This is a genomic window from Klebsiella spallanzanii (assembly GCF_902158555.1).
GTDB classification, from domain to species: Bacteria; Pseudomonadota; Gammaproteobacteria; order Enterobacterales; family Enterobacteriaceae; genus Klebsiella; species Klebsiella spallanzanii.
Genome location: NZ_CABGGS010000010.1, coordinates 1 through 17,631, shown reverse-complemented (window position 1 = coordinate 17,631; position 17,631 = coordinate 1). Strand labels below are relative to the sequence as shown.

Here is a 17,631-nt window from a genome sequence, read left to right as displayed (position 1 = left end):
AATTAGTTCCTTGAAATATTTAGCCGCGTTTTCTTTTATTTCTAACATCGACATAAACCGCTATCAGAATGACCAGTCCTTTGACCACCATCTGATAGAAATAGGGAACGTTCATTAAGTTCATGCCATTATTAATTACGCCAATGGTCAACGCACCAATCATTGTACCGACCACCGTGCCATAGCCTCCATTCAGGCTAGTGCCGCCGAGAACCGCCGCAGCAATGGCATCCAGCTCATAACTCAATGCCGCATTCGGCTGACCGGAGTAAAGACGTGATGCCAAAATCATACCGCTGATACCCGCCAAAACGGCAGTGATCATAAAGACCTTAATTTTCAGACGAATAACGTTAATTCCGGAATATACGGCCGCCTCTTTATTTCCACCGGTGATATAAATCTTGCGACCGAAGGTCGTTTTGGTGAGAACGAAATGATTAACCAGTAGCAGGACTAACAAAATCCAGATCGGGATAGGGATATAGAGAAACTCGCTATTGCCTAACGCGAGGAAGGCATTATCTTTAATCATTATCGGCATACCATCGGTAACAATATAGGCAATGCCGCGGAAAATCCCCATGGTCGCGACGGTGACAATAAAAGAAGGTATCCCGGCGATAGCCGTCAGACCGCCATTAATCATGCCAAGAACCAGTGCTGCAATGATAGAAAGCGGGATCAATAAAATAAAAGGGATCCCCCAGGATGCGCCAAGCGCGGCAAAAGTACCAATCAGCGCAATGGTGGATCCGACGGATAAATCAATATCGCCAAGAAGTAGAACATAGGTCATACCGTACGCAGTAATCGCGATAATAGAAACCTGAAGAATAATATTGGTGATATTATTACTGGTAAAGAAACTATCATTCAGAAAGCTAAAGAGAATAATCAACACGATCATTCCACTCAGGATCCCACCATATTGTTTAAAGATCTTTTTGAAACTATTGCTCGTCGCCAAATTCCGTTCATTTGGTATAGAGATAGCTTTCTCAGTCATTTACTGTACTCCTGTTGCAGCGGTCATCACCTGTGTCTGAGTCAGGTTTTCACACGGATAAATGTCAGCAATGGTTTTATTACGCATAACGACCAGGCGATCGCTCAGCGCCATAACTTCCGGCAGTTCGGACGAAACAAGGATAATTGCCGTCCCTGCGGCAGCCAGTTGACGAATAACGTTATAAATTTCAAATTTCGCCCCCACATCCACGCCGCGCGTCGGCTCATCAAGCACTAAAATACGCGGCGTTTTTTCCAGCCATTTCGACAACACGATCTTTTGCTGATTTCCACCACTTAACGCGCTTACCGGCTGGTGGATCGAGTTAATTTTGGTGTTCATCAGCTCAACTGACTTAAGCGTTCGCCGCTCTTCTTGCCGATGGTTAATCAGTCCCAGCCGCGACGCGTTATACTGAAAAGCCACGTGGTGCGTATTCATATTCACATCGTGCATCAGCACCAGCCCCTCTTCCTTGCGGTTCTCCGTCACAAACGCAATACCATGCTCAATGGCCTGTTTCGGCGAACGAATGTCGACTTTTTTGCCATCGATCAGGATCTCTCCCTGGTACGAAACGATGCCGAAAATAGCCTTCATCACATCGGAACGACCGGCCCCAACCAGACCGAAGAAACCCAATACTTCACCGGGCCGCACGGCAAAATCGATCTGATGAAAAAAGGCCGGATGCGTCAGCGCCCTGGTTTCCAGCCTTGGCGTGACGCTGGCGTCCGGTTTCTCACCAATACGCGGCGGCCAGATATTTTTCATCTCCCGCCCGACCATCTGAGCAATAAGCTGCTGAATATGGCTATCTTTCTTCTCATGCGTCGCGATATATTCGCCGTCGCGAATGACCGAAATATCGTCAGAGATACGCATGATTTCATCCATGCGGTGCGAGATATAAATCACCGCGCTGCCACGCTGCGTCAGTTTCGCAATGATATTGAATAAAATTTCGGCTTCGTTATCGCTCAGTGATGATGTAGGTTCATCCATAATGACGACGTCTGCGGGATAACTTAACGCTTTAGCGATCTCCACCAGCTGACGCTGCGCCATCGACATATCGCCTACCATGTCATGGGCATTCAATGGGATCCCCAGCTCCGTTAATAAACGCTGACAGTCAGCCACCATTTTTCTGTCGTCGATAATGCCAAAACGCATTGGCTCATTATTGGCATAGATATTCTCGGCGACCGTCATATTATTGCTCAGGCTTAATTCCTGAAAAATAATCGCAATGCCAAGCTTTCGTGAATGCTGCGGGTTATTAATGGTAACAGGGCTACCATGCAACGTAATGGTTCCCTGCGTGGGTGGATAAACACCAGCAAGAATTTTCATCAATGTCGATTTTCCTGCTCCATTTTCACCCAATAAGGTATGAACGCGCCCTTTACGAATAGAGAGCGTGATATCTTTCAGAGCCTGAACGTGACCAAAAATTTTAGCCACATGGGAGACTTCCAGGACAACGTCCGTCATAACCACCTCAACACCATAGTAAAAACATCGTAAATATACTTGTGTGATTTACATGGCAGATATATTGCCAACAACAGAGGTAAATAATCGAAATACATTATTATTCAGAAAGTAAACGCGATCTTCAGGCTGGCAAAGGGGCACAACCTGAAGATAGGGACAATAATGTTTACGATAGCGTTCTTTTTTTATTTCCCGGTATACACCCCGGGCTGAACAGGAATGAGCTTATCAACGGGCTTGCCATTCAGATGGTCAACAGCAGCATCGATGGCTTTAGCCCCCATTTTATCGGGATACTGACGAATTACGGCCGCGAACGTTTTATCACTATCTACGGCATCTCGCGCCTCTTTCATGCCATCAAAACCAATAATTTTGATATTCTCATTACGGGCCGATTTCGCGGCAATCACCGCAGCCAGCGCCGCATCGTCACCAAAACCAAACAGGCCACTAAGGTTCTTATTAGCCTGCATAATATTCTGTGCTGCGGTTAATGCGTCGGCACGTGTAATTCCCGGCTGTTCCGCTACAACTTTGATATCCGGCGTATCCGTCAATCCCTTTTTAAATCCTTCAACACGATCGACAACGGATTGCAATGCTGGATAGCTAATAATCGCTACTGTGCCTTTACCATCGAGCAGTTTCCCCATTAATTTACCGGCCTCGACGCCTCCTGCATAGTTATCGGTCGCAACATGCGCGATAACCGGTACCCCCTCAGCGGCAACGTCAACGGTAATAACCGGAATACCGGCTTTATCAGCTTTAATAATTGCAGCCTGGACGCCTTTAGAGTCAACAGGAGAAATAATAATGGCATCCATTTTTTTCGTAATAAAATCTTCGACATCAGAAAGCTGCTTATTAAGATCCTGATTGGCAATCGAAATGCTTAAATCAACGTTATCTTTTTTCGCTTCATCCTTCATCGCATTGGCAAGGTCAATATAAAAAGGATGCTGCTGCGTCAACAAGGATGCACCTATTTTATACTCTTTAGCAAAAGTGCTCTGAGAAAAAATAGCCAGCCCCACCAGCATGGCCAAACCGGGTAATTTAAACTTATTCATCAATACATCCTCATTGTTATTGTAGGGTTAGTTGCGGCTAAAATGAGCCTCCACTGCCGCCAGTGAACTGCGTCGAACAAATAGCCCCCGACCATGGAATAGTGGCAATGAAACGCTGGATAACGCTCCCCTGCCCGGACCTTCTGCAACAAGCGTTGGTTTGCAACGACAAGCATTCCAACGCTTGTTCCAGCCCCTGCTCTTACAAAACGAAGGCTAAATCATGTTGTATTTTCATTTTGAAAGCAAATTAGCACAATGAGCAGGCAAAAAAGCGTGAGGTAGCTCAAATGATGGAAAATAACTTACAAAATGTAATTTATTTTTCCACATAACTTACAAAACAAAAGTTTAACCATAAAGAGTTGAATTTGATAAAAACAGTAATTTCAATTGGTTACGCTGTTTCACACCGCAAAAATGATACTCCAGACCCCTCCTTAACTTTCAAATACTTCCCTACGGATAACTTTCAAAGAAAAAGGCATACCGCTATAGTGTCAGCCATTGCAGGCCAATGACGAGTATTACCGTGCCCAGAAAATCATCTAATCTGCTGAAACGCAGGCTAAAAATCGCCGAAATCGTCAGCGCCCAAGGGGAAATAAAAGTTGACGAACTCTCAGCTCAGCTGGGCGTTTCCGGCGTCACTATTCGCGGTGATCTGAGCTATCTGGAGCAACAGGGTTATCTCAAACGTTCTTTTGGCGGAGCTATCTCAACGCAACAGCTCACAACAGAACCTGAAACACCTGTACAAGTGGCCATACCGAGCCATGCGCTGCAGATGGAGATAGCCCGGCACGGTATGCGGTTAATACGCGATCGCGATACGCTGTTTCTCGGCCATGGCGCCATTTGCCGTAAGATCGTACCGCTGCTCAACGAGCTGAAAAAAATTCGCCTGATCACCAACGATCCGGAAAGCGCCCTGCTGGCAAATCAGTTTATTGATGGCGAAATTATTCTCGTCGGCAGTGAAATGCTGCGTCCTGAAGGGGTGCTAGTCGGTAGATCTCTGGAGCAGGCATTTTTGCACCACACCATTACCCACAGCATTCTGGAAATAAACAGTATCGACGCCGATGGTACGTTGGGCATCACTATCCCCGAGCTGGCGGTGGCATGCCGACACTGTTTCGATCATTCCCGCAATAAAACCATACTGCTCACAACGGCGGCTGGCATGGCGACGTCCTCTATAGGCCATCTCAATGAAGTGGAAAATGTGATCGCCAGTGACAGCATTAGCGAACAATATCAGCAACAATTAAGCGATGCGGATTTCGCTACTTTGTACACTAATAACAACTGCTTCACCTGGTCGAACCGCGAAAAAATGCAGCAATAAGAGGGCATCTGTGACACTAACCATCTGTACGATCGGTGAACTTCTGGTGGAGTTTTTATCCCGAAACCCACAGCAGGAATTTACCCGCCCCGGCGAATTCATTGGCCCGTTTCCCAGCGGCGCTCCTGCTATTTTCTCCGCGCAGGCAGCCAAATTAGGCCATCGGGCGATGGTTTTCGGCTGCGTGGGTAATGATGATTTTGGTCATTTGAATATTGAACGTCTGCGTCATGAAGGGGTGATTGTCGACGGCATTCACATTATGAATAATGCCGTCACCGGAACCGCGTTTGTTAGCTACCATAGCCCGCAGGAACGAGACTTTATCTTTAATATTCCCGACAGCGCCTGCGGCCTGTTCACCGATAAGCATATTGATAAAGAGTTACTGCAGCAGTGCCAACATATCCACATTATGGGCTCATCACTTTTTTCGTTCCGTATGATTGATGCCACGCGCAAAGCAATGATGGCGATCAAGGCGGCAGGCGGTACCGTTTCTTTTGATCCCAATATTCGTAAAGAGATGCTCAATATACCGGAGATGGAGCAGGCATTTGATTATCTAATTGAATATACAGATATTTTCTTGCCAGATGAAAATGAACTGCCTTTTTTCGCCCGGCACAAAAATCTAAAGGAAGAGCACATTGTCAGCGATTTACTGCGCTCTGGCGTGAAGCATGTCGTCGTAAAACGTGCACAAAACGGAGCCAGCTACTACCGGCTGAAAAACGGTGAGCTGCAAACCTTGCACCTTCCCGGCTATTGTACGGAAAGCGTTGACCCTACAGGTGCAGGAGACTGCTTCGGCGCCACTTTTGTTACGCTATTTCTGGCGGGCGAGACTGCCGAAAAAGCGCTGGATTACGCTAACGCAAGTGCGGCAATCGCCGTCACGCAGCAAGGGCCAATGGAAGGGATATCTTCCCTTACTGATATCGAGGATTTCCTGCGCAACCAGCGCTGATGGCGAATATTTCCTGTCAGATTGTTTTCCCCATCCTGGCTATTGCCGTAGAATTGCCCGCTTCATGTTTCACCACCATAAGGAAGACCCCTTCCATGGACAAAAGGTTTGTTCAGGCCCATAAAGAAGCGCGCTGGGCGCTGTGGCTAACTCTCCTCTATCTTGCCGCCTGGCTGGCTGCTGCCTATCTACCGGGCGTCGGTATTGGCATAACCGGCCTGCCGCACTGGTTCGAAATGGCCTGCCTGCTGGTACCGCTGTTATTTATTCTGCTGTGCTGGGCAATGGTGCGTTTCATCTTCCGCGATATCTCTCTGGAGGATAACGATGCAGTTTGAAATCATCGTTGTGCTGCTCGTTTACCTGTTAGTGGTATTCGGTCTATCGTTTTACGCGATGCGCAAGCGCAGCAGCGGTAGCTTTCTCAGTGAATATTTTCTCGGTAGCCGCTCAATGGGCGGCTTCGTTCTTGCAATGACGCTCACCGCCACCTATATCAGCGCCAGTTCATTTATTGGCGGGCCAGGAGCCGCCTATAAATACGGGCTTGGCTGGGTATTACTGGCCATGATCCAGGTGCCGACGATCTGGCTGTCATTGGGGATCCTCGGCAAGAAATTCGCCATCCTGGCGCGACGATACAACGCGATTACCCTGAACGACATGCTACAGGCGCGCTACCAAAGCCGCGCGGTCGTCTGGATCGCCAGCGTTAGTCTGCTGGTCGCTTTTGTCGGGGCGATCGCCGTACAGTTTATCGGCGGTGCCCGCCTGTTAGAAACTGCCGCCGGTATTAAGTATGAAACGGGTCTGCTGATCTTCGGTATCACTATCGCGTTATACACCGCCTTCGGTGGCTTCCGCGCCAGCGTCCTCAACGACACGATGCAAGGCATGGTCATGCTGATCGGCACAATTGTCCTGTTGGTTGGCGTCGTGCATGCGGCGGGCGGATTGCATAATGCCGTAGATACGCTGCAACACATCGATCCGCAACTGGTATCGCCGCACGGCGCTGATGACATCCTCACCCCGGCATTTATGACTTCCTTCTGGGTTCTGGTGTGCTTCGGCGTTATCGGCCTGCCGCATACCGCCGTGCGCTGCATCTCTTATAAGGATAGTAAGGCGGTTCACCGCGGAATTATCATCGGCACCATCGTCGTCGCCATTCTGATGTTTGGTATGCATCTCGCAGGGGCGCTGGGCAGAGCAGTATTGCCTGACCTGACCGTTCCGGATCAGGTGATTCCGACACTAATGGTGCAGGTACTGCCACCGTGGGCTGCTGGACTGTTTCTGGCGGCGCCAATGGCGGCAATTATGTCGAACGTTAACGCCCATTTATTGCAGGCATCAGCTACGATCATTAAAGATCTTTGGCTAAGCGCCCAACCGACGAAAAAGCATAACGAGCAGAAGCTAAAGCGGATCTCAACGATCACCACGTTGGTGTTGGGGATCCTGATGATGCTGGCAGCCTGGCGTCCGCCGGAGATGATTATCTGGCTCAACCTGCTGGCCTTCGGTGGCCTTGAGGCTGTGTTCTTATGGCCGCTGGTTCTGGGTTTGTACTGGGAACGAGCAAACGCGAAAGGCGCGTTGAGCGCGATGATCGTCGGCGGCGTACTGTATGCTGTTCTCGCCACGTTTAATATTCAGTACCTGGGCTTCCACCCTATAGTGCCCTCGTTACTGTTAAGCTTGTTGGCTTTCCTGGCCGGAAACCGTTTTGGTTCCTCCGTCCCACAAGCCGCCGTATTGACTACTGATAAATAAAGAGTTTTGCCATGCCATGGATCCAACTGAAACTGAATACTACCGGTGCAAACGCGGAAGAACTGAGTGATGCTCTGATGGAAGCGGGTTCCGTTTCCATTACTTTCCAGGACACGCACGATACGCCAGTATTCGAACCTCTACCGGGCGAAACCCGTCTGTGGGGCGATACTGACGTTATCGGTCTGTTTGACGCAGAAACTGACATGAAAGAGGTGGTAGCAATCCTGGAACAGCACCCGCTTCTGGGTAGCGGGTTCGTGCATAAAATTGAACAGCTGGAAGACAAAGACTGGGAGCGCGAATGGATGGATAACTTCCACCCTATGTGTTTCGGGAAACGTCTGTGGATTTGCCCTAGCTGGCGCGACGTTCCGGATGAAAACGCCGTCAACGTAATGCTCGATCCCGGCCTCGCTTTCGGTACGGGGACGCATCCCACAACCGCAATGTGCCTGCAGTGGCTGGATGGACTCGATCTGGAAGGCAAGACGATTATCGATTTTGGCTGCGGCTCCGGCATTCTGGCCATCGCAGCGCTAAAACTGGGCGCAGCGAAAGCTATCGGCATTGATATTGACCCGCAGGCCATTCAGGCCAGCCGCGATAATGCCGAGCGCAATGGCGTTTCCGAACGCCTGGAACTCTATCTGCCCAAGGATCAGCCAGAGGCGATGAAAGCCGACGTGGTGGTCGCAAACATCCTGGCTGGCCCCTTACGCGAGCTAGCCCCACTCATCAGCGTGCTGCCTGTTACAGGTGGCCTGCTAGGCCTTTCCGGCATTCTCGCCAGCCAGGCTGACAGCGTTTGTGAAGCCTATACCGATCTCTTCGTCCTTGACCCTGTCGTCGAGAAAGAAGAGTGGTGCCGAATCACTGGTTATAAAAAATAACGCCTCCTCGTGGCCTCGCTGCAGGCCACGCTTTTCCGCGTTTTCTGTACAAAATCCTCTACTCATTCGGAATAAAATAGTGAAGTAGCACGTTGCTGTTACAAATAAAAAACACCATTCTATTCATCGGATGAATTACATGAAAACATCTTTAGGCAAGGCGGCATTGCTGGCGTTCAGCATCATGCCCGTTACTGTTCTGGCTTCCCATTGGGGTTACGAAGGCGAAGGTTCACCGGAACATTGGGGATCGCTCGGCGAAGAGTTCAAAACCTGCCAGACCGGCATGAACCAATCGCCAATCAACATTGATACCACGCTCAAAGCACATCTTTCGCCATTGGATACCCACTATACCGATGGGCCAATCACGCTCATCAACAATGGTCATACCATCCAGGCCGGGTTAAAAACCGACACGGCAGATACCATCACAATTGACGGTACTCCTTTTACACTTCAGCAGTTCCACTTCCACGCGCCGAGCGAAAATACCGTTCACGGTAAGCACTATGCGATGGAGATGCACTTGGTTCACAAAGACGCCACAGGCGCGGTTGCCGTCGTGGCCGTCATGTTTGATAAAGGAGCTGCAAACACAGAGCTGGATAAGTTATGGGCAACCATGCCCGAGAAAGCTGAGCAGAATACCAAAATTAGCACACAGATGGACCTCAACGCCCTTCTTCCAACGGATAAAACATACTGGCGCTTCAGCGGCTCATTGACGACTCCGCCTTGCTCCGAAGGGGTAACCTGGATTGTCCTTAAACATCCTCTGACGCTTTCTGCAGCACAGCTGGAAAAATTTAGCCATACCATGCACCACGATAATAATCGTCCGGTGCAGCCTCTGAATGGTCGCGTAGTCGTAGAGTAAACATCAGGTACGCTTCACGATCATGTTCTGAAATGAGAGCCAACTCACACAAAGCTAAGATAATTTGCTGATTTATTCAGCAGATTATCTTGTTGCTTCCCTGCGCAGGGAAGAAAAAATGAGAAGTTATGCAAAATTATGTGTGTAGATAATTTCACCGCATATTTATAATGCAATGATTTATAAAGCTAATTATTCATGACTGTTTACTTGCACGGCGATTCTTTGATCCACCGCAGAGGATTGGTCAAAGTTTGGCCTTTCATCTCGTGCAAAAAATGCGTAATATACGCCGCCTTGCAGTCACAGTATGGTCATTTCTTAACTCATGCGCATCGGACACCACCAGCTCAGAAATCGACTGATCGCAGCGCCTATGGCTGGCATTACTGACAGACCATTCAGGACGTTGTGTTATGAGATGGGAGCAGGCTTGACCGTATCCGAGATGATGTCCTCCAACCCGCAGGTTTGGGAGAGCGACAAGTCCCGCTTACGGATGGTGCACGTTGATGAGCCCGGTATTCGTACCGTGCAAATCGCCGGTAGCGTGCCGGAAGAGATGGCTGCAGCCGCCCGTATTAACGTGGAAAGCGGTGCCCAAATTATTGATATCAATATGGGGTGCCCGGCTAAAAAAGTGAATCGTAAGCTTGCAGGTTCAGCCCTCTTGCAGTACCCCGAGCAGGTGAAATCAATCCTGACGGAGGTCGTTAAAGCAGTGGACGTTCCCGTAACTCTCAAGATTCGCACCGGTTGGGAACCGGAACACCGTAACTGTGTAGAGATTGCCCAACTGGCTGAAGAATGTGGCATTCAGGCTCTGACTATTCACGGACGCACGCGCGCCTGCTTGTTTAACGGAGAAGCTGAGTACGACAGTATTCGGGCAGTTAAGCAGAAAGTTTCCATTCCGATTATCGCGAATGGTGACATTACTGACCCGCTTAAAGCCAGAGCTGTGCTCGACTATACGGGGGCGGATGCCCTTATGATAGGCCGCGCAGCTCAGGGAAGACCCTGGATCTTTCGGGAAATCCAGCACTATCTGGACACTGGGGAGCTGCTGCCCCCGCTGCCGTTGGCAGAGGTTAAGCGCTTGCTTTGTGCGCACGTTCGGGAACTGCATGACTTTTACGGCCAGGCAAAAGGGTACCGAATCGCGCGTAAACACGTATCCTGGTATCTCCAGGAACACGCTCCAGATGACCAGTTTCGGCGCACATTCAACGCCATAGAAGATTCCAGCGAACAGCTGGCGGCGTTGGAGGCATACTTCGAAAATTTTGCGTAATAGAAATAAAGAGCTGACAGAACTATGTTCGAACAACGCGTAAATTCTGACGTACTGACCGTTTCTACCGTTAACTCTCAGGATCAGGTGACTCAAAAGCCCCTGCGTGACTCGGTTAAACAGGCACTGAAGAACTATTTTGCTCAACTGAACGGTCAGGATGTGAATGACCTGTATGAGCTGGTACTGGCTGAAGTAGAACAGCCCCTGTTGGACATGGTGATGCAATACACCCGCGGTAACCAGACCCGTGCTGCCCTGATGATGGGCATCAACCGTGGTACTCTGCGTAAGAAACTGAAAAAATACGGCATGAACTGATACTAATCAGTTAACTGTATGATTAAAAAGGCGCTCTTCGGCATGGGGAAGCGCCTTTTTTATTTCGTCTGATTTATTGATTAACAATCATCTGTAGCCTGTTGGTTCCGCAAAGTATAGACATAATATTATCGACCAAAGCGGGTGCCTGGTGATACAGGTCGAACTGCTCGGGCTCCACAAGCCAGTTTTTAATAATACCAACAAATGCGCTGTGCAATACAATTAATGAAATTTCAATGTTCGTTTCCATTGGTAATAATCCGTTACGAATACAGCATTGTAGTACCTCTCGAATAATTGGATAACTAAACCCAATTTTTTTTCGAATCTCAACCTCTGACATCATATCGCTGGAAAACTCACACTTCTGATACAAGATCTGCATCAGCGCACGCTGCTTAGGATTTCCAGAAATATATTGCAACCCTATAATAAATTTCTCACGCAGTTTATTCAGCGGATCCAGATTACCGCATGAGTTAAATCTATGCTGAAGCAGATCGCGTAGCGGTAGCTGCTGTTGCCACATTGCATTAAAGAGTTCTGCTTTACTGGAAAAGTGCCAGTATACCGCCCCCCTCGTCACGCCCGCAGCATCTGCGATATCAGTCAGCGTGGTGCTGGTTACGCCACGTATTGCAAACTGTTGAATGGCGGCCTCAATCAGAAGTTGTCGCGTCTTTAACGCATCTTCCTTCGTTCTTCTAGGCATACGATGCTCCGCTTAATGCCAGATTAAGAGTATGTGAAATAGCTTAATACGTATAACCCTAGCACCTGACAATTAATATTGCTTAGCAAAAACACAGATAAGCTAAATCTCAATCAAAAGCACAATAAATACACCAAATGAATAATAAAATTAAAATCATTCAGAATTAAAATATCAATGTAAGTAAATTTTAACTTGAGGTCATTCTCAAAACATAACCAATACCATTTTGTTTTTGCGTGCCTTGCTGATGGCTAAAAAATAACTATTCCTTACATCCATCGTTTTTTATTTGTAGGATAACAAACCGCATTTCAATTCATTATTTCTTGCACAGATTCGTGGCCAACCCAGCTCGTAATCGATAAGGAACAGCAATGACACGTCACGTCAGAGTTACACTTTTATCCAGCCTAATTATCTCGACCATCTTACTTAGCGGTTGCGATAATTCAGGCGATCGGCAACCGCACGCTCAGATACCCCAGGTCTCCGTTCATGTGGTGAACAGCGCTCCTCTATCGGTGACCACAGAGCTGCCTGGTCGCACATCAGCCTACCGCGTAGCGGAAGTACGTCCGCAGGTCAGTGGAATAATCCTGCAACGTAACTTTGTCGAAGGAAGCGATGTCACCGCAGGGCAGTCGCTTTACCAAATCGATCCTGCGACCTATCAGGCCGCTTACAACAGCGCAAAGGGCGATGAAGCAAAAGCAGAGGCCGCAGCAGCCATCGCCCATTTGACGGTGAAACGCTATGCACCGCTTCTCGGCACAAAATACATCAGCCAGCAGGAATATGATCAGGCCGTCGCAACAGCACGCCAGGCTGATGCCGACGTTATTGCCGCAAAAGCCGCTGTTGAAAGCGCGCGTATTAACCTGGCTTACACCAAAGTGACATCTCCCATCAGCGGACGCATCGGCAAATCCAGCGTGACCGAAGGCGCCCTGGTGACAAATGGTCAGGCTGACGCGATGGCGACGGTACAGCAGCTCAATCCGATTTATGTCGATGTTACTGAATCCAGTAATGATTTCATGCGCCTGAAACAGGAAAGTCTACAGCACGGCAGCGACACTAAAAGCGTGCAATTGATTATGGAAAACGGCCAACCCTATGCGCTTAAGGGCACACTGCAGTTCTCTGATGTCACTGTCGATGAGAGTACTGGTTCTATTACGCTACGCGCTATCTTCCCCAACCCGCAGCACGCACTGCTCCCGGGGATGTTTGTTCGCGCCCGTATTGACGAGGGTGTTTCTCCGAATGCGATCCTGGTTCCCCAACAGGGTGTAACCCGTACACCACGTGGCGATGCCAGCGTCATGCTTGTTAATAACAAAAACCAGGTTGAGAGTCGTGAAGTCACGGCATCACAGGCTATTGGCGATAAGTGGCTCATCACTAGCGGCCTTAAATCTGGCGAAAAAGTTATTATCAGCGGCCTGCAGAAGATTCGTCCCGGCGTCACGGTGAAAGCCGAAGAGGACACCGCGGCATCTGTCGCGCAATAAGGTATGAATCACTATGTCTAAGTTTTTTATTCATCGACCAGTCTTCGCTTGGGTACTGGCCATCATCATGATGATTGCTGGCGGCCTTGCCATTATGCAACTGCCTATTGCTCAATACCCAACGATCGCGCCACCGGCTGTTGCCATTTCCGCAACCTATCCCGGTGCAGATGCGCAAACAGTGCAGGATACCGTCACACAGGTTATCGAACAGAATATGAACGGTATTGATAACCTGATGTACATGTCCTCTACCAGCGATTCAGCCGGCGGCGTGACTATCACCCTGACCTTTAAGTCGGGCACGGACCCGGATATCGCACAAGTGCAGGTGCAGAATAAGCTCCAGCTCGCTACGCCGCTGCTGCCGCAGGAGGTTCAACAGCAGGGGATCAGCGTGGAGAAATCGAGCAGCAGCTTCCTGTTGGTCGCAGGCTTCATCTCCGATAATCCCAGTACCACTCAGGACGATATATCAGACTATGTCGCCTCAAACGTCAAAGATACCATCAGCCGCCTTAACGGCGTTGGTGATGTACAGCTTTTCGGCGCGCAGTATGCAATGCGCGTCTGGCTGGATGGCAACCTGCTGAATAAGTACAACCTGACGCCTGTCGACGTCATCAACCAGTTGCAGGTACAAAACGATCAGATTGCCGCGGGTCAGCTTGGCGGTACGCCAGCGATTAAAGGCCAACAGCTGAATGCGTCCATCATTGCTCAGACGAGGCTGAAAGACCCTGCAGAGTTTGGCAAGGTGACGCTACGGGTGAATGCTGATGGCTCAGTTGTTCATCTGAAAGATGTGGCTCGTATTGAGCTTGGAGGCGAAAACTATAACGTCGTCGCCCGAATTAATGGTAAACCGGCTTCCGGATTGGGGATTAAGCTTGCTACCGGCGCTAATGCGCTCGATACTGCTGCTGCGATTAAAGCGAAGCTTGCCGAATTACAGCCCTTCTTCCCACAGGGGATGAAGGTTGTCTATCCCTATGACACCACGCCGTTCGTGAAGATCTCTATTCATGAAGTCGTGAAGACGCTATTTGAAGCAATAATCCTCGTCTTCCTGGTGATGTATCTGTTCTTACAGAACATCAGAGCCACGCTTATCCCCACCATTGCGGTTCCGGTCGTCCTGCTTGGCACATTCGCCGTACTGGCAACTTTCGGCTACTCCATCAACACGCTAACCATGTTTGGCATGGTATTGGCAATAGGTCTGTTGGTCGACGATGCTATCGTGGTGGTGGAAAACGTCGAACGCGTGATGGTTGAAGAGAAGCTTTCCCCAAAAGAGGCGACGGAAAAATCAATGTCGCAAATTCAGGGGGCGCTGGTTGGTATTGCCATGGTTCTATCGGCAGTTTTTGTCCCAATGGCCTTCTTTGGCGGTTCTACAGGGGCAATTTATCGGCAATTTTCTATCACCATCGTCTCCGCCATGGCGCTATCCGTGCTGGTCGCGCTGATCCTGACCCCTGCACTTTGCGCCATGCTACTGAAGCCAGCATCAGCCGATCATCATGAGAAGAAAGGCTTTTTTGGCTGGTTTAATGCGAAATTCGATCGTAGCGTCAATCACTATACCAACAGCGTTAGCGGGATCTTGCGCTGTACCGGGCGCTATCTCATCATTTATTTACTAATCGTCGTTGGTATGGCTGTGTTATTCATGCGTCTGCCAACGTCATTTCTTCCTGATGAGGATCAAGGGGTATTTATGACCATGATCCAGCTCCCTTCCGGCGCTACGCAGGAACGCACGCAGAAAGTTCTTGATACGGTGACTGATTACTACCTGCATAAAGAGAAAGCGAATGTTGAAAGCGTCTTTACCGTCAACGGCTTTAGCTTTAGCGGCCAGGGGCAAAACTCCGGTATGGCGTTTGTCAGTCTGAAACCCTGGGAAGAACGCAGTGGTTCAGAAAATGGCGTTGAGGCGATCATTAAACGGGCCACCGGCGCTTTCAGCCAGATTAAAGATGCGATGGTCTTCCCCTTCAATCTGCCCGCAATTATCGAACTGGGTACGGCTACCGGCTTTGACTTTGAGCTTATCGATCAGGGTAACCTTGGCCATAGTGCATTGACCCAGGCGCGAAATCAGCTTCTTGGCATGGTGAAGGAACATCCAGATCAGCTGGTACGTGTTAGACCAAACGGGCTTGAAGACACGCCGCAGTTTAAGCTCGATGTCGATCAAGAGAAGGCCCAGGCATTGGGTGTATCACTATCTGATATCAATGAAACAATTTCCGCAGCGCTAGGGGGCTACTACGTAAATGACTTTATTGATCATGGGCGAGTGAAAAAGGTCTATGTTCAGGCCGATGCCAAATTCCGTATGCTGCCGAGTGATATCAATAATATGTACGTCCGCAGCGCTAATGGTGAAATGGTTCCGTTCTCCGCATTTGTGACCTCACGCTGGGTTTACGGCTCGCCGCGCCTCGAGCGATATAATGGACTACCGTCAATGGAGATTTTGGGCGAAGCCGCGCCTGGTAAAAGTACCGGCGATGCCATGATTTTGATGGAACAGTTGGCCAGTAAACTACCAACAGGTATTGGTTATGACTGGACGGGAATGTCCTGGCAAGAACGCCTGTCCGGTAATCAGGCCCCGGCTTTGTATGCAATATCACTTATAGTGGTGTTCCTGTGCCTTGCCGCCCTTTATGAAAGCTGGTCTATTCCATTCTCAGTCATGCTCGTCGTTCCGTTAGGTGTCGTTGGGGCATTATTAGCGGCTTCATTCCGGGGACTAAATAACGATGTTTATTTCCAGGTTGGTCTATTAACAACTATCGGCCTCTCCGCCAAAAACGCCATTCTTATTGTCGAGTTTGCGAAAGACCTCATGGATAAAGAAGGCAAAGGAATCATCGAAGCAACGCTTGAAGCATCTCGCATGCGTTTGCGCCCTATCCTGATGACTTCACTGGCCTTTATCCTGGGGGTTCTGCCTTTGGTTATTAGCCATGGGGCAGGTAGCGGAGCCCAGAATGCTGTAGGTACTGGTGTTATGGGGGGAATGTTGACGGCAACGCTGCTGGCTATCTTCTTCGTGCCCGTTTTCTTTGTTGTCGTAAGGCGGCGATTTACGAAGCACGCAGAATAAGTATTCTTTTCTAAAGGCACCGTTCAGGTGCCTTTTTCTTATCTAAGATTCAATATCTATCCTGATGAAATTAAATATATTTATTATTTTTTAATACTTTTACCGGACCGAAAATCATATTATTCCTACATATTCATATAACTTTCTTCACGATATTTACGTTAATCATAAATTGAGATTATTTATCTCTATCAGCCTTCTATATCCTCGATGATAAAATAAGTTGTTCCGTATATGTGTGGGCTCACCAATACAACTCAGCGGATTATTTAGAGGTAACATCATGAATAAATTTATTATTGTGACATTGCTGGCAACGTTACTCGCCGGCTGTGCACATGACTCTCCGTGCGTACCGGTCTATGATTCGGAAGGTAGATTAGTTCACACAAATACCTGTGTGAAAGGAACGACTCAGGACAACTGGGAAACCGCTGGCGCTATTGCCGGAGGCGCCGCTGCGGTAGCAGGCTTGACGCTTGGCATTGTTGCATTAACTCGTTAATTCCCTTCTTTTCGGCTACGGCAGGTACCGGCGAGATATCCGGTACCTTTTTCCTCTAAGGTAAGAATTCGCGCCTCAACAGGATAAAATCACTATCTGTTCGAGAGCACCTTACAAAAATTTTCACCTGTATAAACGCAAAAAGCCCATCCTGACGGATGGGCTTTCTACTTATTTGGTGCCTGGCAATGCCCTACTCTCACATGGGGAGACCCCACACTACCATCGGCGCTACGGCGTTTCACTTCTGAGTTCGGCATGGGGTCAGGTGGGACCACCGCGCTATCGTTGCCAGGCAAATTCTTTCAAATCGCCGAACTTTAACCTAAAAACTGGTGCTGATACCCAGAGTCGAACTGGGGACCTCACCCTTACCAAGGGTGCGCTCTACCAACTGAGCCATATCAGCACACTAAATTTGATGCCTGGCAGTTCCCTACTCTCACATGGGGAGACCCCACACTACCATCGGCGCTACGGCGTTTCACTTCTGAGTTCGGCATGGGATCAGGTGGGACCACCGCGCTACAGCCGCCAGGCAAATTCTGTTTATCTGTATCAAGCTGAATTTCTCTCAATCCGCCAAAACATCTTCGGCGTTGTAAGGTTAAGCCTCACGGTTCATTAGTACCGGTTAGCTCAACGCATCGCTGCGCTTACACACCCGGCCTATCAACGTCGTCGTCTTCAACGT

Annotated in this window: 15 protein-coding genes, 1 tRNA gene and 3 rRNA genes; 11 read left to right on the top strand and 8 right to left on the bottom strand. The window is 49.0% G+C overall.

Features of this window, described 5'->3' with window-relative positions:
- Positions 1-19: 19 nt before the first annotated feature.
- The 3 genes from FN082_RS10805 to FN082_RS10795 form a co-directional block, all read right to left on the bottom strand.
- Positions 20-1,009, bottom strand: coding sequence for an ABC transporter permease (locus FN082_RS10805; protein WP_139540743.1), 990 nt, complete (start codon positions 1,007-1,009; stop codon positions 20-22).
- A complete protein-coding gene (locus FN082_RS10800) occupies positions 1,010-2,509 on the bottom strand; it encodes a sugar ABC transporter ATP-binding protein (protein WP_139540744.1) in 1,500 nt (499 codons plus the stop codon).
- Between the two features lie 188 nt (positions 2,510-2,697).
- A complete protein-coding gene (locus tag FN082_RS10795) occupies positions 2,698-3,588 on the bottom strand; it encodes a substrate-binding domain-containing protein (RefSeq protein WP_139540745.1) in 891 nt (296 codons plus the stop codon).
- A 517-nt stretch (positions 3,589-4,105) separates the two neighbouring features.
- Here FN082_RS10795 and FN082_RS10790 point away from each other — a divergent pair.
- From FN082_RS10790 to fis, 8 genes are all read left to right on the top strand, one after another.
- Complete coding sequence (locus tag FN082_RS10790; protein ID WP_142981551.1) at positions 4,106-4,939, top strand: DeoR/GlpR family DNA-binding transcription regulator; 834 nt, start codon at positions 4,106-4,108, stop codon at positions 4,937-4,939.
- Positions 4,940-4,949: 10 nt separating this feature from the next.
- Positions 4,950-5,909 (top strand): sugar kinase, encoded by a 960-nt coding sequence (locus FN082_RS10785; protein ID WP_139540747.1) that lies wholly within the window; start codon positions 4,950-4,952, stop codon positions 5,907-5,909.
- 95 nt (positions 5,910-6,004) lie between these two features.
- Positions 6,005-6,247, top strand: a complete 243-nt coding sequence (locus tag FN082_RS10780) for a YhdT family protein (protein ID WP_142463231.1) — start codon at positions 6,005-6,007, stop codon at positions 6,245-6,247.
- Entirely contained in the window at positions 6,237-7,688 is a 1,452-nt protein-coding gene (panF, locus tag FN082_RS10775; RefSeq protein WP_142981550.1) for a sodium/pantothenate symporter, read from the top strand. Before FN082_RS10780 ends, panF begins: the two co-directional genes overlap by 11 nt.
- 11 nt (positions 7,689-7,699) lie before the next feature.
- Entirely contained in the window at positions 7,700-8,581 is an 882-nt protein-coding gene (prmA, locus tag FN082_RS10770) for a 50S ribosomal protein L11 methyltransferase (protein ID WP_142463233.1), read from the top strand.
- 139 nt (positions 8,582-8,720) lie between these two features.
- Positions 8,721-9,461, top strand: a complete 741-nt coding sequence (locus FN082_RS10765) for a carbonic anhydrase (RefSeq protein ID WP_142463234.1) — start codon at positions 8,721-8,723, stop codon at positions 9,459-9,461.
- A 328-nt stretch (positions 9,462-9,789) separates the two neighbouring features.
- Entirely contained in the window at positions 9,790-10,755 is a 966-nt protein-coding gene (dusB, locus tag FN082_RS10760) for a tRNA dihydrouridine synthase DusB (RefSeq protein ID WP_139540752.1), read from the top strand.
- A 24-nt stretch (positions 10,756-10,779) separates the two neighbouring features.
- On the top strand, positions 10,780-11,076 hold the full coding sequence (fis, locus tag FN082_RS10755) for a DNA-binding transcriptional regulator Fis (protein WP_000462905.1): 297 nt from the start codon (positions 10,780-10,782) through the stop codon (positions 11,074-11,076).
- Between the two features lie 73 nt (positions 11,077-11,149).
- On the opposite strand, the gene envR is transcribed toward fis, so the two are convergent.
- On the bottom strand, positions 11,150-11,791 hold the full coding sequence (gene envR, locus FN082_RS10750) for an acrEF/envCD operon transcriptional regulator (protein WP_139540753.1): 642 nt from the start codon (positions 11,789-11,791) through the stop codon (positions 11,150-11,152).
- Positions 11,792-12,168: 377 nt separating this feature from the next.
- Between envR and FN082_RS10745 the strand changes: the two genes are divergently transcribed.
- The 3 genes from FN082_RS10745 to FN082_RS10735 all read left to right on the top strand — a co-directional run bounded on the left by FN082_RS10745 (position 12,169) and on the right by FN082_RS10735 (position 16,937).
- Positions 12,169-13,308 carry an efflux RND transporter periplasmic adaptor subunit gene (locus FN082_RS10745; RefSeq protein ID WP_142981549.1) on the top strand — a complete coding sequence of 380 codons (1,140 nt, stop codon included), beginning with the start codon at positions 12,169-12,171 and terminating at the stop codon, positions 13,306-13,308.
- A gap of 13 nt (positions 13,309-13,321) precedes the next feature.
- Positions 13,322-16,432, top strand: coding sequence for an efflux RND transporter permease subunit (locus FN082_RS10740; protein ID WP_139540755.1), 3,111 nt, complete (start codon positions 13,322-13,324; stop codon positions 16,430-16,432).
- Between the two features lie 283 nt (positions 16,433-16,715).
- Positions 16,716-16,937 carry a hypothetical protein gene (locus FN082_RS10735; RefSeq protein WP_142981548.1) on the top strand — a complete coding sequence of 74 codons (222 nt, stop codon included), beginning with the start codon at positions 16,716-16,718 and terminating at the stop codon, positions 16,935-16,937.
- A gap of 180 nt (positions 16,938-17,117) precedes the next feature.
- Here the strand turns inward: FN082_RS10735 and rrf (FN082_RS10730) are convergent.
- From rrf (FN082_RS10730) to FN082_RS10715, 4 genes are all read right to left on the bottom strand, one after another.
- Positions 17,118-17,233 (bottom strand): 5S ribosomal RNA (rrf, locus tag FN082_RS10730).
- A 37-nt stretch (positions 17,234-17,270) separates the two neighbouring features.
- A tRNA-Thr gene (locus FN082_RS10725) sits at positions 17,271-17,346 on the bottom strand.
- A 14-nt stretch (positions 17,347-17,360) separates the two neighbouring features.
- Positions 17,361-17,476 (bottom strand): 5S ribosomal RNA (gene rrf, locus FN082_RS10720).
- A gap of 64 nt (positions 17,477-17,540) precedes the next feature.
- Positions 17,541-17,631 (bottom strand): 23S ribosomal RNA (locus FN082_RS10715); the annotation flags it as partial.

What these genes read in the sequence shown, in the direction of transcription:
- FN082_RS10740 (WP_139540755.1), top strand. Translation starts at nt 13,322, where the DNA reads ATGTCTAAGTTTTTTATTCATCGACCAGTCTTCGCTTGGGTACTGGCC.
- FN082_RS10800 (WP_139540744.1), bottom strand. Translation starts at nt 2,509, where the DNA reads ATGACGGACGTTGTCCTGGAAGTCTCCCATGTGGCTAAAATTTTTGGT.
- FN082_RS10735 (WP_142981548.1), top strand. Translation starts at nt 16,716, where the DNA reads ATGAATAAATTTATTATTGTGACATTGCTGGCAACGTTACTCGCCGGC.
- FN082_RS10780 (WP_142463231.1), top strand. Translation starts at nt 6,005, where the DNA reads ATGGACAAAAGGTTTGTTCAGGCCCATAAAGAAGCGCGCTGGGCGCTG.
- envR (WP_139540753.1), bottom strand. Translation starts at nt 11,791, where the DNA reads ATGCCTAGAAGAACGAAGGAAGATGCGTTAAAGACGCGACAACTTCTG.
- FN082_RS10805 (WP_139540743.1), bottom strand. Translation starts at nt 1,009, where the DNA reads ATGACTGAGAAAGCTATCTCTATACCAAATGAACGGAATTTGGCGACG.
- FN082_RS10795 (WP_139540745.1), bottom strand. Translation starts at nt 3,588, where the DNA reads ATGAATAAGTTTAAATTACCCGGTTTGGCCATGCTGGTGGGGCTGGCT.
- FN082_RS10745 (WP_142981549.1), top strand. Translation starts at nt 12,169, where the DNA reads ATGACACGTCACGTCAGAGTTACACTTTTATCCAGCCTAATTATCTCG.
- dusB (WP_139540752.1), top strand. Translation starts at nt 9,790, where the DNA reads ATGCGCATCGGACACCACCAGCTCAGAAATCGACTGATCGCAGCGCCT.
- panF (WP_142981550.1), top strand. Translation starts at nt 6,237, where the DNA reads ATGCAGTTTGAAATCATCGTTGTGCTGCTCGTTTACCTGTTAGTGGTA.
- FN082_RS10790 (WP_142981551.1), top strand. Translation starts at nt 4,106, where the DNA reads ATGACGAGTATTACCGTGCCCAGAAAATCATCTAATCTGCTGAAACGC.
- FN082_RS10765 (WP_142463234.1), top strand. Translation starts at nt 8,721, where the DNA reads ATGAAAACATCTTTAGGCAAGGCGGCATTGCTGGCGTTCAGCATCATG.
- prmA (WP_142463233.1), top strand. Translation starts at nt 7,700, where the DNA reads ATGCCATGGATCCAACTGAAACTGAATACTACCGGTGCAAACGCGGAA.
- fis (WP_000462905.1), top strand. Translation starts at nt 10,780, where the DNA reads ATGTTCGAACAACGCGTAAATTCTGACGTACTGACCGTTTCTACCGTT.